At 45.9% G+C, this 15,548-nt stretch carries 20 protein-coding genes; all 20 read right to left on the reverse strand.

Going from position 1 to position 15,548, the window contains the following annotated elements:
- Positions 1-5 precede the first annotated feature (5 nt).
- From flhB to fliE, 20 genes are read right to left on the reverse strand one after another with little or no spacing between them, the layout of a single operon-like run.
- Entirely contained in the window at positions 6-1,085 is a 1,080-nt protein-coding gene (flhB, locus tag H2R00_RS06325; RefSeq protein ID WP_154999850.1) for a flagellar biosynthesis protein FlhB, read from the reverse strand.
- The gene (gene fliR / locus H2R00_RS06330; RefSeq protein WP_043926383.1) at positions 1,085-1,861 is read right to left on the reverse strand and encodes a flagellar biosynthetic protein FliR; all 777 of its coding nucleotides are present in this window, start codon (positions 1,859-1,861) and stop codon (positions 1,085-1,087) included. Before fliR ends, flhB begins: the two co-directional genes overlap by 1 nt.
- Positions 1,862-1,868: 7 nt before the next feature.
- Positions 1,869-2,138, reverse strand: coding sequence for a flagellar biosynthesis protein FliQ (gene fliQ, locus H2R00_RS06335; protein WP_003181801.1), 270 nt, complete (start codon positions 2,136-2,138; stop codon positions 1,869-1,871).
- Positions 2,139-2,153: 15 nt separating this feature from the next.
- Positions 2,154-2,819 carry a flagellar type III secretion system pore protein FliP gene (fliP, locus tag H2R00_RS06340; protein ID WP_182070682.1) on the reverse strand — a complete coding sequence of 222 codons (666 nt, stop codon included), beginning with the start codon at positions 2,817-2,819 and terminating at the stop codon, positions 2,154-2,156.
- Positions 2,812-3,492, reverse strand: coding sequence for a flagella biosynthesis regulatory protein FliZ (gene fliZ, locus H2R00_RS06345; RefSeq protein ID WP_154999833.1), 681 nt, complete (start codon positions 3,490-3,492; stop codon positions 2,812-2,814). Before fliZ ends, fliP begins: the two co-directional genes overlap by 8 nt.
- A gap of 12 nt (positions 3,493-3,504) precedes the next feature.
- Positions 3,505-3,867 (reverse strand): chemotaxis protein CheY, encoded by a 363-nt coding sequence (locus H2R00_RS06350; protein WP_003181796.1) that lies wholly within the window; start codon positions 3,865-3,867, stop codon positions 3,505-3,507.
- Between the two features lie 26 nt (positions 3,868-3,893).
- A complete protein-coding gene (gene fliY, locus H2R00_RS06355) occupies positions 3,894-5,027 on the reverse strand; it encodes a flagellar motor switch phosphatase FliY (protein WP_182070683.1) in 1,134 nt (377 codons plus the stop codon).
- Complete coding sequence (gene fliM, locus H2R00_RS06360) at positions 5,017-6,015, reverse strand: flagellar motor switch protein FliM (protein ID WP_182070684.1); 999 nt, start codon at positions 6,013-6,015, stop codon at positions 5,017-5,019. The genes fliY and fliM overlap by 11 nt, the downstream gene beginning before the upstream one ends.
- 35 nt (positions 6,016-6,050) lie before the next feature.
- The gene (gene fliL / locus H2R00_RS06365; RefSeq protein WP_144582884.1) at positions 6,051-6,482 is read right to left on the reverse strand and encodes a flagellar basal body-associated protein FliL; all 432 of its coding nucleotides are present in this window, start codon (positions 6,480-6,482) and stop codon (positions 6,051-6,053) included.
- The gene (gene swrD, locus H2R00_RS06370; protein ID WP_003181786.1) at positions 6,479-6,694 is read right to left on the reverse strand and encodes a swarming motility protein SwrD; all 216 of its coding nucleotides are present in this window, start codon (positions 6,692-6,694) and stop codon (positions 6,479-6,481) included. The genes fliL and swrD overlap by 4 nt, the downstream gene beginning before the upstream one ends.
- Before the next feature lie 42 nt (positions 6,695-6,736).
- Complete coding sequence (gene flgG / locus H2R00_RS06375; protein ID WP_182070685.1) at positions 6,737-7,528, reverse strand: flagellar basal body rod protein FlgG; 792 nt, start codon at positions 7,526-7,528, stop codon at positions 6,737-6,739.
- 27 nt (positions 7,529-7,555) lie between these two features.
- Complete coding sequence (gene flgD, locus H2R00_RS06380) at positions 7,556-8,023, reverse strand: flagellar hook assembly protein FlgD (protein WP_182070686.1); 468 nt, start codon at positions 8,021-8,023, stop codon at positions 7,556-7,558.
- The gene (locus H2R00_RS06385) at positions 8,023-9,402 is read right to left on the reverse strand and encodes a flagellar hook-length control protein FliK (protein ID WP_182070687.1); all 1,380 of its coding nucleotides are present in this window, start codon (positions 9,400-9,402) and stop codon (positions 8,023-8,025) included. The genes flgD and H2R00_RS06385 overlap by 1 nt, the downstream gene beginning before the upstream one ends.
- Position 9,403: 1 nt before the next feature.
- On the reverse strand, positions 9,404-10,015 hold the full coding sequence (locus H2R00_RS06390) for a MotE family protein (protein WP_154999827.1): 612 nt from the start codon (positions 10,013-10,015) through the stop codon (positions 9,404-9,406).
- 13 nt (positions 10,016-10,028) lie between these two features.
- On the reverse strand, positions 10,029-10,472 hold the full coding sequence (fliJ, locus tag H2R00_RS06395) for a flagellar export protein FliJ (protein WP_003181776.1): 444 nt from the start codon (positions 10,470-10,472) through the stop codon (positions 10,029-10,031).
- Positions 10,473-10,474: 2 nt separating this feature from the next.
- Complete coding sequence (gene fliI, locus H2R00_RS06400) at positions 10,475-11,788, reverse strand: flagellar protein export ATPase FliI (RefSeq protein WP_411802374.1); 1,314 nt, start codon at positions 11,786-11,788, stop codon at positions 10,475-10,477.
- The gene (gene fliH / locus H2R00_RS06405; protein WP_182070688.1) at positions 11,788-12,555 is read right to left on the reverse strand and encodes a flagellar assembly protein FliH; all 768 of its coding nucleotides are present in this window, start codon (positions 12,553-12,555) and stop codon (positions 11,788-11,790) included. Before fliH ends, fliI begins: the two co-directional genes overlap by 1 nt.
- Positions 12,539-13,555, reverse strand: coding sequence for a flagellar motor switch protein FliG (gene fliG / locus H2R00_RS06410; protein ID WP_182070689.1), 1,017 nt, complete (start codon positions 13,553-13,555; stop codon positions 12,539-12,541). The genes fliH and fliG overlap by 17 nt, the downstream gene beginning before the upstream one ends.
- A gap of 13 nt (positions 13,556-13,568) precedes the next feature.
- Positions 13,569-15,170 (reverse strand): flagellar basal-body MS-ring/collar protein FliF, encoded by a 1,602-nt coding sequence (gene fliF, locus H2R00_RS06415; protein ID WP_154999498.1) that lies wholly within the window; start codon positions 15,168-15,170, stop codon positions 13,569-13,571.
- Between the two features lie 50 nt (positions 15,171-15,220).
- Positions 15,221-15,538: a flagellar hook-basal body complex protein FliE gene (gene fliE, locus H2R00_RS06420; protein WP_182070690.1), complete on the reverse strand. Its 318-nt coding sequence runs from the start codon at positions 15,536-15,538 to the stop codon at positions 15,221-15,223.
- Between the last annotated feature and the right edge of the window lie 10 nt (positions 15,539-15,548).

Raw genomic sequence — 15,548 nt, forward strand, 5'->3', positions numbered from 1 at the left:
ATTCACTAGATTTTTTGCTTTGTTTTGTAAACATAGGCCAGGATTTCGGCAACGGCCTTAAAGAACTCTTCCGGAACGGCCTGGTCGATCTCAACCTGGTCATAGAGCGCCCTCGCCAAAGGTCTGTTCTCGACCGTCATGACATCGTGTTCTTTGGCGATCTGCCTGATTTTCAGAGCCATCAGATCGACCCCTTTTGCGAGGATAAACGGCGCATCCATTTTGTTTTCGTCATATTTCAGTGCGACGGCGTAATGGGTCGGGTTCGTGATGATGACATCCGCTTTTGGCACTTCCTGCATCATGCGGCGCATCGCCATTTCCTTTTGCTTCTGCTTGATCTTCGACTTGATCAGAGGATCGCCTTCGGTTTTTTTGTATTCGTCTTTAATGTCCTGTTTTGACATTCGAATATTTTTCTCATAATCGAATTTTTGATAGAGGTAATCGAGCACCGCGAGAAAAATCAATGCGACTGCAGCGGAAACCCCCATTAAAAAGGTGAGCCAGCCGACATATGACAAAGCCTCGCCAGCGGACAGCGCCGGGATTCTGAGGATTTTGTCAAAGTTCAGCCAGAGAACGGCGAATGTCACGCCGCCGACAATCACGATTTTTAAAATCGATTTAAGCAGTTCAACGATCGCCCTGATGCTGTAAATCCGTTTGAATCCTTTAAGCGGGTCAAGCTTTTTCAAATCAGGCTTGATCGCTTCAGGGGCAAATAAAAACCCGACTTGCAAATAGTTGCTCAATACCCCGGAGACGACAGCTGTCAGCAAAAGCGGTGCCATGATGAGACCCGATTCAAGCACAAGACTTTGAAACAGGCCGGGAATATTGGCGACTGACACCTTCATCGTGATCAACTCTTTGTAATACTTTTCGATCAGGGCGAGCAGGCGGTCTCTCATAAAAGGTCCGATGAATAAAAAGGATAAAAACACGATGAGAAGTGTGACCGCTGTATTGACATCTGCACTTTTGGCAACCTGTCCTTTTTTTCTGCTTTCCCGCCGTTTTTTCGGCGTCGCTTTTTCCGTTTTTTCACCTGCGAAAAATTGCAAATCCAACGTCAGCTTCATCATGCCACCCCAAGCAAAGTTAATAGATCTCTCATTGTCCGAATGGCAAATTCGAAGACGTGCTGCATCATGCTGAACATAACGGCCATGCAAATGATGAGCATGATAAAGGTGATCGCAATTTTCAAAGGAAGCCCGACGACAAACACGTTGAGCTGCGGCACCGTTCTCGCCACAATCCCCAATGCCAGATCGACTAAAAACAAACAAGCCACAACAGGCGCAGACAATTGAAATGCTGTAATAAACATCGTGTTGAAGCTTTTTGCAATAAACTCGGCAAACCCTTCGCTTCCAAACGACAGCGCCATCTTGTCGACCGGAATGTATTGATAGCTGTAATAAATCCCGTCAAGCAGGAGGTGGTGCGCATTCAGGCTCAGCATGAGAAGCAGCGCCATCGTATATAAAAACTGGCCGACAAGCGGGCTTTGCGCCCCTGTCTGGGGATCGATCACATTCGCCACCGCAAATCCCATTTGAAAATCAATGAATGATCCGGCGATTTGAACGGCTGAGATCATCATGTAGGCGATCAGCCCAAGCAGAAGCCCGATGAGCGCTTCCTTCATGGCTAACATCATGTAAACTCCGTCAACATCAAGCTGAGGAGGCTTTTCAATCGCCTGAAAACTGACGAGCGCAAGAAAAAATGCAAAACCTATTTTATGAACGGCCGGAATTGTCCGATAAGAAAATAGAGGCACCGTTACATAGAATGCTGTAATTCTGACAAACACAAGTAAAAAGGCTGGAAATGATTCGATTATTGACATGTTAAAACTACCCTGCAAAACGGTTTAAATTAGAGAACAGCTCAGTCGCGAATGATAAAATCGTCGACAGCATCCATGGGCCGAAAACGACGAGTCCGACCAAAACGGCGACGATTTTCGGAATGAATGCAAGAGTCTGTTCCTGTATTTGGGTGGTTGCCTGAAAAACGCTGACGATCAGCCCGACGAGAAGAGCGAGCGCCAAAAGCGGCCCGCTGATAAGCAATGTTACGTATACAGCCCTTTCAGCCATCGATATAACAAATTCTGAATTCATGTATTAGCACCTACTCTAAAAGCTTTGCAGCAAAGATTTAACGATTAAATACCAGCCATCTACAAGAACAAACAGCAAAATCTTAAACGGCAGTGAAATCATGACCGGAGGAAGCATCATCATCCCCATCGACATCAAAACACTTGCCACAACCATATCGATAATTAGAAACGGTATAAATATCATAAATCCCATTTGAAACGCGGTTTTCAATTCTGAGATGACAAACGCGGGAACCATTGTTGAAAGCGGAATATCATCGATGGATTCAGGCGTTTCCATCTTTGCGTAATTCATAAATAAAGCCAGATCTTTCTGTCTTGTATGCTTGCTTATAAATGTTTTGATCGGGGCTTCCGCTTTTGTGTAAGCTTCATCCAAGGTGATTTTATTGTTCATTAATGGCGTCAGCGCTTCTTTATTAATCTCTGAAAAAGTCGGCCCCATAATGAAAAATGTCAGGAACAGTGCAAGTCCGATCAGCACCTGGTTTGGGGGCATTGATTGTGTTGCCAGCGATGTCCTGACAAAGGACAAGACGATGACAACCCTTGTGAAACATGTCATCAGGATCAAGATCCCCGGAGCGATCGAAAATACTGTCAAAAGCAGCAAGAGCCGGACGCTGGCGCTGACATTTGCCGCATCGCTTGAATTAAATAAATCCATAAACTCATTCATGTTGATTTTGGCCTTTCTTTCTGCCTTCTGCGCGATTTTGTTTCAGTTCCGCGAGCTGTGCTTTTAACGACTCGGAAAAAGATGCCGTGCCGCTTTGTTTTTGCACACCTGGAACTTTGACTTGATCCATCCATTTCTGCCATTCAATCTTGCTGTTCATCGCAGCTTCATGCTGCGTGAGAATTTCTTTATATTCCTTTTCATCATCGATCTCTTTCAGCAGCTGGATATTTTCGCCGACACCGACGACCAGCACCCTGTTTCCTACTTTAATCAGCTGTACGGACTTGTTTTGTCCGAGCGAAGTCCCGCCGATGTTTTCGACATACTGGAAGGGTTTTAGCAGGCGGTTGCGTTTATTCATGAACTTGACCAGTGCATAGATCAGAAAAATGACGAACAGTAACGCGCCGATCATTTTCACAAAATCAAATATGGAAACGGAAGGAGACGGGGGTTCGGTCTCCGCCTCTTCCTTAAGAGAACTTTTTTCCTCGGTTTTGTCTTTGTCTTTTGCTTTTTCTTTTTCTTTCTCTTTGCCCGCACCTTTTTGCTCAAACAGATGATCGACGGTCTGGTCCCCCGATTCCTCTGCGAGAGCCGGAGCGTACGGCAAAACGAAAAAGGCAAACAGACAAAGGCCGGCTATGAAAATAAGAGGTTTCTTAAACAAGTTGTACACCCTTTAGCTTAGCGTTTTATTGATCGCTTCCATGACGCGGTCAGCCTGGAACGGTTTGACGATAAAGTCTTTCGCTCCCGCCTGGATGGCGTCGATAACCATCGATTGCTGGCCCATTGCCGAACACATGATGATTTTTGCCTGCGGATCGATTTCTTTGATTTCTTTAAGAGCCGTAATTCCGTCTTTTTCCGGCATTGTGATATCCATTGTGACAAGATCAGGTGAATGCTCTTTATATTTTTCAACAGCCTGTGCTCCGTCTTGCGCTTCTGCGACGACTTCAAAGCCGTTTTTCACCAAAATGTCTTTAATCATCATTCTCATAAATGCTGCATCATCAACTACTAAAATCTTGTAAGCCATTATTAATCTCTCCAATCAATCTGTTATTATCGTAATTTGCTGATTCGTTCCGCCTGACTTAAAATGTCTGTCACCCTGACGCCGAAGTTTTCGTCTATGACGACGACTTCGCCTTTGGCAACGACGCGCTGGTTGACCAGGATGTCGACAGGCTCACCGGCGAGTTTGTCAAGCTCAATGATACTGCCGGTTGACAGTTCAAGCACCTCTTTGACACTGCGGTTTGTCCTCCCCAGTTCGACTGTGACGGACAAAGGAATATCCATGAGCATGTCAAGGTTTTGAAGGTGCGGGTGCGCTTCAGTCTGAGGGGCAAAGGATTGAAACTCTGCCGGTGCCACTTGCACAGGCTCTGAAACTTTTGCCGTCCCTTGCCGTTTAGGCGCAGGCTCCTGTCTCTGTGTCTGAGCAGGTGCCGGACTCGGACTAGGCGCCGGTTTTTCCTGTACGGGCGGCTGTACCTCTTCAGTCTGCACAGGCTCTTCTCCGCCGTCCTGATTCGTTAATTCATCAATCAGGTCTTTTGCAAAGGTCAGCGGATAAAGCTGCATTATATGCGAATCGATCAGATCTCCGACTTTTAGTCTGAAAGATACTTTGACGAGCGGGTCCTCTTTCGGAATTTGCTCAGTCCCTTCCCCTTCATTTACATCAAGGAGGTCAACTTCCGGCGGAGAAATATCAATCTTCTTGCTGAAGACGGTGGACATCGACGTCGCTGCGGAACCCATCATTTGGTTCATCGCTTCCTGAACGGCGCTTAAATGAATTTCGCCAAGCGACGGATCTGCGTTCGTCCCGTCTCCACCCATCATCAAATCAGCGATGATCGCGGCATCTTCCTGCTTGATGACGAGAAGATTGTTTCCTGAAAAACCTTCCGTATAGCTCACACCGATTGAAACATACGGGTGCGGGAACTCATCATTTAAATGACTTTTTTCAATCACCGAAACAGTCGGCGTTGTAATTTCGACTTTTTGATTCAATAAAGTGGACAAAGCTGTTGCAGAGCTCCCAAAGGAAATGTTTCCGATTTCCCCGATCGTATCCTGTTCCATCAGGGACAACCCTGATTCCGGCTGCTCTTGAGCCGTATCATCGCCGCCTTTAAGCAGCGCATCAATTTCATCCTGTGATAACCTATTGTTATTCTCCATATTCTTCACCTCTTATGTCGTGATCTAGAATTTGAATCGCAGTCTTTCGATTCATTCGGCCGGCTTGTGCTAGAAATTTCGGTTTATCTCCGACCAAAACAGTAAGAGGTTCTGCTACTGATTTGTCCAAAGTGATACAATCTCCAATTTCTAAATTTAAAAACTCTTCAATGGTTAATCCCGATGATCCGAGTTCTGCGACAATTGGAATTTGCGCCGTCATAATCCGCTTTTCTATCGACTTTGTTTCCTCCGGTTTTGGTTCAATTCTGTCTGATTGCATCCAGTAGTGAACGGAAAGCTTAGGAATGATCGGTTCCAGGACGACGTGCGGGATACACAGGTTGATAACCCCGCTGATGTCTCCTATTTGCGTGTTCAGCGAAATGACAACGACCGTCTCATTCGGCGATACCATTTGCACAAACTGCGGATTCACTTCAAAATCGGACATTTCCGGCTCGATTTCCGTGATAGATTCCCACGCATCTTTGTAATTCGTGAGGCAGTTTTCGAATAAATTGGTCATGATTTTCGTCTCAATTTCCGTCATGCTGTCAATTTTGTTATGGCTCGAGCCGATCCCACCCATCACCCGGTCCATCATCGTATAGGCGATGGTCGGGTTGATCTCCATCATGATTCTTCCTTCAAGAGGGCGAACCTCAAACAGATTGAGGATCGTCATATTCGGAATGGATCTGATGAATTCCTCATACGGAACCTGATCAACCGAGCTGACCGAGATCTGGATATAGGTTCTCAGCTGAGCCGAGAAATAAGTCGTTAGCAGCCTAGCAAAGTTATCATGAATCCTTGTCAAGCTGCGGATTTGATCCTTTGAAAAGCGGAGCGCCCGTTTAAAGTCATAGACTTTTACCTTTTTAACGGACTCTTCTTTTTTCAGCTCGTCGGCGTCCATTTCACCGGTCGATATTGCTGAAAGCAGTGCATCGATTTCATTTTGGGAGAGCACTTCTCCTGCCATCTGTTTTCACCTCCATGGTTCTGTCATCTATGTTCCTACTGCAGATTAAAGGAGGTAATGTATACAGTTTTCACTTTTCCCTCTTTCATGTAGTTCGTGTTCAGCTTTTCTTTCAGCTGTTCTTTAAATTTTTCTTTTCCTTTTTGTCCTTCAAGCTCATCTGCGTTCGTGTTCGCCAAAAGGGAAATGACGGAATCTTTAATTTGGAAATCCCGCTTTTCAAGCTCTTCTTTCGCCTCTTTCGAATCGGTTTCAAGCTTGATTGACAAACGGACCACATTGTCTGATTTCAAGTTTGTCGTGATTTCGGCGACTTCAACTGAAGATTCGACCACTTCATCAATCGAAGGTTCAGCATTTTGATCTTTTTCACTTGCGCTTCCCTTGATGACAAAGAACGCAGCGGTTCCTAACACAGCAATTGCCAGAATAATCGTCAGCATAATTCCTAGAAGTTTTTTATTCATTCAGATTCCTCAATTCTTTGGTCACAAGAAAGTATTTGGATTTTTTGATAGAATGACACGATTGTATCCACAACTGTATCTTCATCTTCTTTGACAACAAACTTTTTTCCGTTGGACAGCGTAATGGTCGTATCCGGAAAACATTCAATTTGCTCAATGAATAGTGCATTCAGAATAAAGGGCTGTCCGTTTAATCGCGTAACTTTGATCATGTGTTATCAAGAGGCGCCTTCACGAGGGTGCCTCCTTCCCTCCTATCGCTTCAGATTGACGAGTTCCTGAAGAATTTCATCAGAGGTTGTAATGATTTTCGCATTGGACTGGAAGCCGCGCTGCGCAATAATCATTTCGGAAAATTCTTCTGAAAGGTCGACGTTCGACATTTCAAGCGCACTCGTTTGAATTTTTCCTGAGCCGCCTTCCCCAGGTACAACGACTTGCGGATCTCCCGAACTCAATGTTTCGCGGTAAAGGTTGTCCCCCGTTTTTGTTAAACCGGATGTATTGTTGAATGTCGCGAGCGAGATTTGGCCGGCGGTCTGGTTCTCGTTGTTTTGATCGACATAAGACACGGTTCCGTCAGGCGCGATGCTGAAGCTTTGCGCGTCTTGCGGGATATTAATTCTTCCATTATTGGCCGTTAAGACGAACAGTCCGTCAACAGTGACGAGGTCACCTTCATCAGACCGGTAGAAATTCCCGGATCTTGTGTAGTACACTTCATCTCCTGATCCAACGCGGAAGTAGCCGTCTCCTGTAATGGTCATGTCAAGCTGGCGGCCTGTTGTCGAAGGCGCAGCGTTTGTGTGAATGATATCGATCGATCCGATCGTTGCACCGAGCCCGACCTGCTGGCCGTTGACAGAGCCGCGGTTTGCAGTAGACGCCGTTGCACCGGAAAGCTGCTGACTGACAATATCTTTAAACGTAACCCTGCTTTTCTTATAGCCTGCCGTATTGACATTCGAAATGTTGTTTGCGACGACATCAAGCTTTGTCTGAAAGTTTTTCATACCGCTGATTCCTGAGTATAGTGAACGTAACATAATTATTCCTCCCTGAATTGTCTGTTTTTATTTGTCAGAATGGCTTACCGCCGTCACATTCCACGGATTGACTTCGGTTCCATCGTCAAGGACAAGCAGATACTGTCCGTCTGAGCTTTTAACTGATTTGACAAGCGCCGTTTTTTCTTCGCTGTCTTCGCCTTCATAGGTGACTTCTTTTCCGATCCAGCTGACATACATCGTCATCGGGTCTTGAAGTCCGACGAACGCCGACATCGTTGTGTTCAGATTCGTTAGTTGCTCAAGGCTTGAAAAGGTCGCCATTTGCGCAATGAATTCACGGTCTTCCATCGGATTTAAGGGGTCTTGGTACTGCAGTTGTTTCATGAGCAGTTTCAAAAATTCATCCTTGCCAAGATTGGAGCCGCTCCCTGCTTTCTCGGCTTTTTTTGCCTCGGATAAAAAATCGGATGTCGTCGATTTCGTGTTTGTTGTTCCTACGGCGGTTCTTGTATCAATTGAAGTGTCAGGCATTAGATCTCCTCCTCGCTGTCCTGTGATCGAGTCTCGATAAGCTCATCCAGAAACTCCTGAAAATCCTCATTTTCCTGCTCTTTTTGCTGATCTTGCTTCGGCTGATGCTGGTTTTTCTGTTCGTCCGCCAGCTGTCCGAAAGTCTGATCGCTGTTTTGAAGCGGAACACCGAAGCGGTCAATTTGTACAGACATGTTGGGCAGCGCCTGTTTAAGATGCGCGAGATTGTGTTCGAGCAGCTCTTTAGCCGACTGAGTCGATGCGATGATTTTGCTCGAAAACATCCCGTGCTGTTTGACGAGCTTGATCGTGATAAAGCCAAGATTTTCAGGATTCAGGCGGATCGTGAAACTGCCTGTCGACCTGCCGAACGGTGTATACTTCATCTGTTTCCATGAGCTGAGAATTTGTTCTGAAAAGCTTTTCGGCTGTGCGGAAGATTCCTCTGCCGCCGAAGTCTGGAGACCCTGGATCAGCGCTGTGCCTGTCCGCTGATTGGCCGGTACAGAGGATTGAATCGGCTGTTCCTTTTGGCCTTGCTTTCCTTCAGTTTGAATTTCCCTTCCGTTCAAAACAAAGGACAACGGCTTCTCAGAAAGAGTGACATCAGTCTTTTTGCTCATGAGCATTGCTTTCAGTTCGCTTTCGGCCATTTTCCACTCTTTTTGATCCGGTTCAGTGTTTGCGTTCATCATCTGCTCCATTAAACTTTTCAAGCTTTTCAGCTCGGCGTTTGACATGGACAAAAGCTGCGATTGGCTCGGATCTTTCGTGAAAAATTGACGTTTAAGTTCATCAATCAGCCCTTCTGTTCCCGCCTTTGTCTGAAGAGCGGCGAGAAATTCCGGCACCTGTTTCAGTAATTCTGCAATTTGCGAAGTTTTGAGTGACGGTTGATTTTCATTTATTATTGCAGCGAGCAGCTGCTGAATCTGACCGAGAATTTGCAGGTCAGGCAGTTTCGGCTCTTCTGTCCCGCTTTCGTCGGCAGGCAAAGCCTGAGCATCAGCCGTTTTGCCTGATTGTCCAGGCAGGGCGGCATTTTCAAGCAGCTCTTTTATTTGCTGTAGCAGCTGCTCTGCCAATGCCAGTTCATCCGGAGATGCACTCAGCTCTTCAAGCTGCTTGAGGGAATTCAGCCAGTCTTCATTGAAGGAGCCGTCTTCCTTATTTGAAAGCCATTGCTTCAGTTCATGCAAAAGCCCTTCTAACGGCGTATCCTGAGAAGGCTCTTCTCCCTTTTGAAAAGGGGAAAGTGAGCTGTTTTCCTTCTGGAGCACATTCTGAAAGAGTGCTCCTATCGGTGTCCTGCTCGTTTTTGCAGGTGCGGTTTCCACCGCAGGCTTGGCATCAAAGGAGATTGCGTCAAAAAGCCTCAAGCTATTCCCCCCCTTCTTTTTTCTTTTCGTTTTTCGCCTCGTTTTTCACAAGCTTTTCTGTGAATACAGCCGCTTTATCAGGAGACATTTTTGAGAGGATCTCAGTCACTTTCTTTTTGCTTAAAGAATCTAAAATGTTGATTGCCTCTTCCTCTTTTAATTCGCTTAAAATTTTTGCAGCTTTATTGCTTTGCATGCTTTCATAAATTTTGACGACTTTTCCGTCTCCTTGACCTTCAGCGTTCTTTTCATCCTGCTCTTTTTCATCTTTTGCCGTTTTTTCGAGTGAGCTGATTTTTTGTTTCAGCCTTTTAATCTCTTGATCACTCGTTTTTAAGTCACTCGTCAGCGTTTCGATTTCGCTTTTTTGTTCATCGATCGTCTTTTGGAGCTTTTCTGCTTTGTTCTCCTGCTGTTTTGCTGCGTGATCGATTTCCTGATCCTCGCCGCTTTTCACAAGCTCTTTTACGACGGGGATTTTGGAGGCTGCATCCTGGAAATTGACGCCCAAAAGCCACATGCCGACGAACGCTACAACGATTAAAAAGATCAGCGGAATGACGATGACAAACAAAAATGTCTGAAATTTACCGGCTTTTTTTTCTTCGGTCATCGTTTTTCTACCCCTAGCTTCCTTGAGTTATGTACTGAGCAATGGAGATATCATCCATTTCCTTTAACTCATTTGCTTTGTTTTGCAGCGAATACATTTCAAACTGCTTTTCTTTCATTTTTTCAAATTTTTTCAGCTCGATATTTTTTTCCGTCAAATCGTGCTGTTTTTCGTTCATTTCATTTCTCTTCATCATGACGAGCTTTTGATAATGGTAGATTGTCGTTTCAAGATTTGTGACAAATTGCTGATAATGCCGCATTTCCTGAACGCTCATCCCCGTCTGCATCTTGATTTCCTTGTTTTTTTCCAGCGTTTCTTTTTGGCTCATGCTTTCATACAGCTTTTCCGCGACTTTTTCGAATTCGGAAACTGAGTGCTGATATTCAGCGAATGATTGGTCTTTTTCATTTTCTTTAAGCTCGAGGAGCTTTTGAAATTTAAATGAATAAGCCATTCTTAATCCTCTCTTCCTGTAAGACTCTTTAATAAGGAAATGCTCTCTTCCAGCGATGCCGCTTCATCCACTTCCTGCTTGAGAAAGCTGATCAGCTTAGGGTGGAATTGGATGGCCTCGTCAATTTCTCGGGAAGACCCTTTTTTATAGGCTCCTATGTTGATCAGGTCCTCAGAGTTTTGATAGGTTGACAGCATTTCCCTGAACCGGTTCGCCGCTCTTATATGGTCTTTCTCGGCGATGTTCGACATCACCCTGCTGATGCTTTTTAAAATGTTGACTGCCGGAAACTGACCTTTATTCGCAAGGCTCCGGTCAAGAACGATATGACCGTCCAAGATTCCCCTGACAGTATCGGCAATCGGTTCATTCATATCATCGCCGTCGACAAGAACCGTATAGAAAGCAGTGATTGACCCGTTTTCCGTCGTTCCTGTTCGTTCTAAGAGCTTAGGTAAAATAGCGAACACTGAGGGTGTATAACCTTTCGTCGTCGGCGGTTCGCCGGTCGCCAGGCCGATTTCCCTCTGAGCCATGGCGACCCTTGTCACCGAGTCCATCATGAACATGACGTTTTGTCCTTTGTCGCGGAAGTACTCGGCAATCGCAGTTGCTGTATAGGCTGCTTTCAGCCGCATTAATGCCGGCTGGTCAGATGTAGCCACTACAACAATCGTGCGCTTCAGCCCTTCTTCGCCAAGATCTTTCTCTATGAACTCCCTGACTTCCCGGCCCCGCTCTCCGACAAGAGCGATAACATTCAAGTCTGCGGCCGTCTCTCTCGCAATCATTCCCATAAGCGTGCTTTTTCCGACGCCGCTTCCGGCGAATATCCCGACACGTTGTCCTTTTCCGACGGTCAGCAGACTGTCGATCGATCTGACCCCGACCGCCATTTTTTCTCTGATCGGCGGTCTTTTCATCGGATTAGGCGGCGCCTGGTCTGTCGAAACTTGAGCCAGACCTTTCGGAAGCGCGCTGCCGTCGAGCGGATTGCCGAAAGCATCGACAACTTGCCCGATCAAGCCGGAGCCGACTTTGACTCTGAGCGATTCGCCCGTCGCTTCGACAATGCTGCCGGGTGCAATATTGGCCGCTTCTAAATATGGCATCAGAAGAATATTTTGGTCTTTAAAACCGACAACTTCAGCTTTGATGGCATTTGGCCCGTCACCTTTTGTATAGATTTTGCAGACATCGCCGATTGAGCATTCAGGTCCTTTCGATTCAATCATCAGGCCGACCGCCTGTTTGACTTTTCCGTATCGTTTGAAGGAGTCTGCCGTTTCTATACATTCAAGGAGCTGCTTGAGCATCAACGGACTTCACCCGCCGTTTCAAGCAGGCTGAGCAGTTTTTGTTTCAGCTGCTGTAATTGAGTGTCGATGCCTGCATCGATTCTTCCGAAAGCCGTTTCAACATAGCACGTTCCTTTCGGCGCTTTTTCATCGGCGTATATCGCGAGATGGGCGCCGTATTGGAGAAGCTGCTCAAGTTCGTTTTTGTGGCTTTGAACCTCCGTGTAATACTCCGGATCCACATAGACGGCAATGTCATCGAACTCCTTCATTTCGGACAGCACCTGTTTGACAAGGGCTGTAAAAGCTTCATTGTCGTCAGCCTTTTGATTCCAAACTTTTTTAGCCAGTGACACGGCAAGTTCGACAATTACTTCGGAAGATTGTTCGATCTTTTCTTCATAGTCATGCCTCGCTGTTCTGACGATGGCATTGGCTTCATCCAAATAGGATTGATAAGCGCTTTGGGCCTCAGTCTTTCCCTGTTCAAACCCCGCTTGAAAGCCTTCTTGTTTCGCCTGGTCTATCAGCGCTTCGCGTTCTTTTTCCCAGCTTAACCTTTCCTCTTCGATTTGCCGTCTGACCTGTTCGAGTTCAGCGCTGGCTTTTTCGTATATTTTCCCGGCTTCTTGTCTGGCATGATCGAGGAGGAATTCCGGATCCTGTCCGGTATCAAGTTCGGTTTCTGTTTCAGGAAGTTTGACTTCCTTTAATGAAATCGTCCGCCTTTCTTTTGGCGGTATTGATGATAATCGCTGTTTAATAATGTTAGACAATGATATCATCTCCTCCGCCTCTGGCGATCACGATCTCACCTGCTTCTTCAAGTCTTCGGATGACGCTTACGATTCTGGATTGCGCTTCTTCTACATCACGCAGACGCACAGGGCCCATGAATTCCATTTCTTCTTTAAATGTTTCGGCCATACGCTGCGACATATTGCTGAAGACGATGTCTTTGACCTCTTCGCTGGCCACTTTGAGAGAGAGAAGCAGATCGTCGTTTTCCACATCGCGGATAACCCTCTGAATGGCGCGGTTATCAAGCGTAACGATATCTTCAAAGACAAACATCCGCTTTTTAATCTCGTCGGCAAGATCAGGATCCTGAATTTCAAGGGCGTCAAGGATCGTTTTCTCCGTACCTCTGTCAACTCCGTTCAACACTTCGACAACGGCTTCGATGCCGCCTGTCTGCGTGTAGTCCTGAGTGAATGTGGAGGATAGCTTTTGCTCCAGAATCTGTTCGACTTCATTAATGATTTCCGGTGACGTCCTGTCCATGACAGCGATCCGTCTTGCAACCTCTGCCTGCACATCCTGATTCAGTTCTGACAATATCTGACCGGATTGCACGGGATCGAGATAAGACAGAATTAATGCGATCGTCTGCGGATGCTCATGCTGGATAAAGTTCAGAATCTGCTCGGGGTCCGCTTTTCTGGCAAAATCGAACGGTCTGACTTGAAGAGACGATGTCAGCCTGTTGATAATGCTGGCGGCTTTGTCTTCGCCAAGCGCTTTGTCAAGCACCTGCTTGGCGTATTGGATGCCGCCTTGTGATATATATTCTTGAGCAACAGCCGTTTCATGAAATTCCTGAATAATTTCATCTTTTTTCTCTGGTGATACAGCTCTGACATTTGATATTTCAAGCGTCAGCCTTTCGATTTCTTCGTCTGTTAAATGCTTATAAACGGAAGCTGACACATCAAGCCCTAAGGATATCATGAGAATGGCCGCTTTTTGTTTGCCTGTAAGCCTGTCTTGTTTCATTTTTGCCATTTCAATACTCCTCCTAATCCTCGGTCAGCCAGCTGCGCAGCAATTTGGCGAATTCTTCAGGCTTATCTTTCGCCATTTTTTCAAGCTGTTTTCGTCTGACAGTTTCTTCCGTCTCTTTTTCATTGTTCACATCAGCAACCCGAATCGGTTCCTGAGGCGTCTCATACCATTCTTCCTCATATTCGTCATCTCTATTTTTACGTCTTCTGACAAGCCAGATGATGAGGCCGATTATAGCAACAAGCGCTGCTCCGCCTGCGATGTAAACCCACATCGGTATGCCGCCTGTTTCCGTTCCTTCATCGATTGTCTGCTTGCCGTCGAACGATTGGACAGAAACAACGATTTTATTTTCAACATCCTCATCTGTCAGAGGCTCTTCTTCATAGTTCTTGTCAATCGATGTTTTCACAATGGTTGAGAGGATTTTTTTAATATCGTCTTCCCTTTCAGCAGGCAGTGACTGCGGGTTGTTTGCATCAGGCGGTTCAACCATGACCTGGACGCCCAGATCTCTGATTTTGTACGGGCTCTCAGCGATTTCTTTATGGATTCTGTTGACTTCATTGTTGATCCGTTCTTCGCTTTTCTCATAGTCTCCGTTGCCTGTTCCGCCTTCTGTTTCCGCATAGTTCGTTACATCGTTTTCACCTGTTCCGTTGACGCCTCCCGCTTGTGCTCCCTGTCCGGAATACGTTTCACTGACGCGCTCTGCGCTGACCGTGATCCCTTCCATATTTTCTTTGTCGACAGGTTCAACCAGGTCTTCCGTCCTGTTTTCTTTTGTGAAATCGATGTCAGATGTGACGGATACAACCACTTTATCCTGTCCCATCATCGTGCCGAGCATGGTTTGAATTTGTCTTTGCAGGTCCTTTTCGATCTGGGCTTTGACTTCCCTTTGGGAAGAATAGCTGTCAGCGTAAGAACCGGACTCTTTGCCTGTTTGATCGTAATATGTGGAGTTTTGATCCATGATCACGATGTTTTTCGGGTCAAGGTTTGGCACGCTTTTCGATACGAGATGATAAAGGCCGTTGATTTCATTTTGATCAAGCGTGTGGCCGGGCTTCACCTGGAGAACAATTGAAGCGGATGCTTCCGGCTTTTCCTCTCCGACAAAGACGGATTCCTTCGGCAGGTTAATCATAACCTTCGAATCTTTAATCCCGTCTATTCCTTTGATGAGGTTGGAAAGCTCGGTTTGCGTTGCTTTCACTTTCAAAACGTCAAATTCGTTGTCCGTCATACCGAAACCGGCATTTTCGCCAAAGAACGAATAATCGATGCTTCCGCTTTTCGGAAGACCCTCTGCCGCAAGATCGACTTTCAGTCCGTCGACTGTTTCTTCCGGAACTTTGATGACTGAACCGTCAGCTGCAACTTCAGATGGAATACCTTTTTCATCGAGCACCTGTTTGATTTGGCCGGTTTCTTCAGCTGACAAATCTTTATAGAGCGGCACCATTTTATTTGACGAAGCAACAATTCCAATGATGATTGACATGATCACTGCCAGAGCGACAATGCCGATCAGCAAAATCTTCTGCAGCTTTGATCTGTTTTTCCAAAAATCAGTTATTTTCGTTTTAATTTGCAATAAAGTACGATTCATCTTACTCCCCCGGTAGTTACACTAATTCTCTTCGCTTTCAGACTCCTTTCTTACATTTGCATTCTCATGATTTCCTGATAAGCTTCAACCGCTTTGTTGCGGAATTCCGTCGCAGCCGTCAATGTAATGTTTGCCTTTTGGGCTGCAACCATCACTTCATCAAGGTTGACATCCTGACCGAGAGCAAGCGCGTTTGTCAGTTTATCAGATTCATTTTGAGATTGATTCAAAGCATTGATAGAATCCTTCAGCACGTTGGAAAAGCTGACTTGGTTCTCTGAACCGTTCTGCTTGTTCGCGATCTGATTTGTTGCATTCGTTCCCGCCTGCACGGATTGAACTCCAAACGGAGAGATTCCATTAACCATTCGTGTCATC

Source organism: Bacillus haynesii, assembly GCF_014042035.1.
GTDB lineage: Bacteria > Bacillota > Bacilli > Bacillales > Bacillaceae > Bacillus > Bacillus haynesii.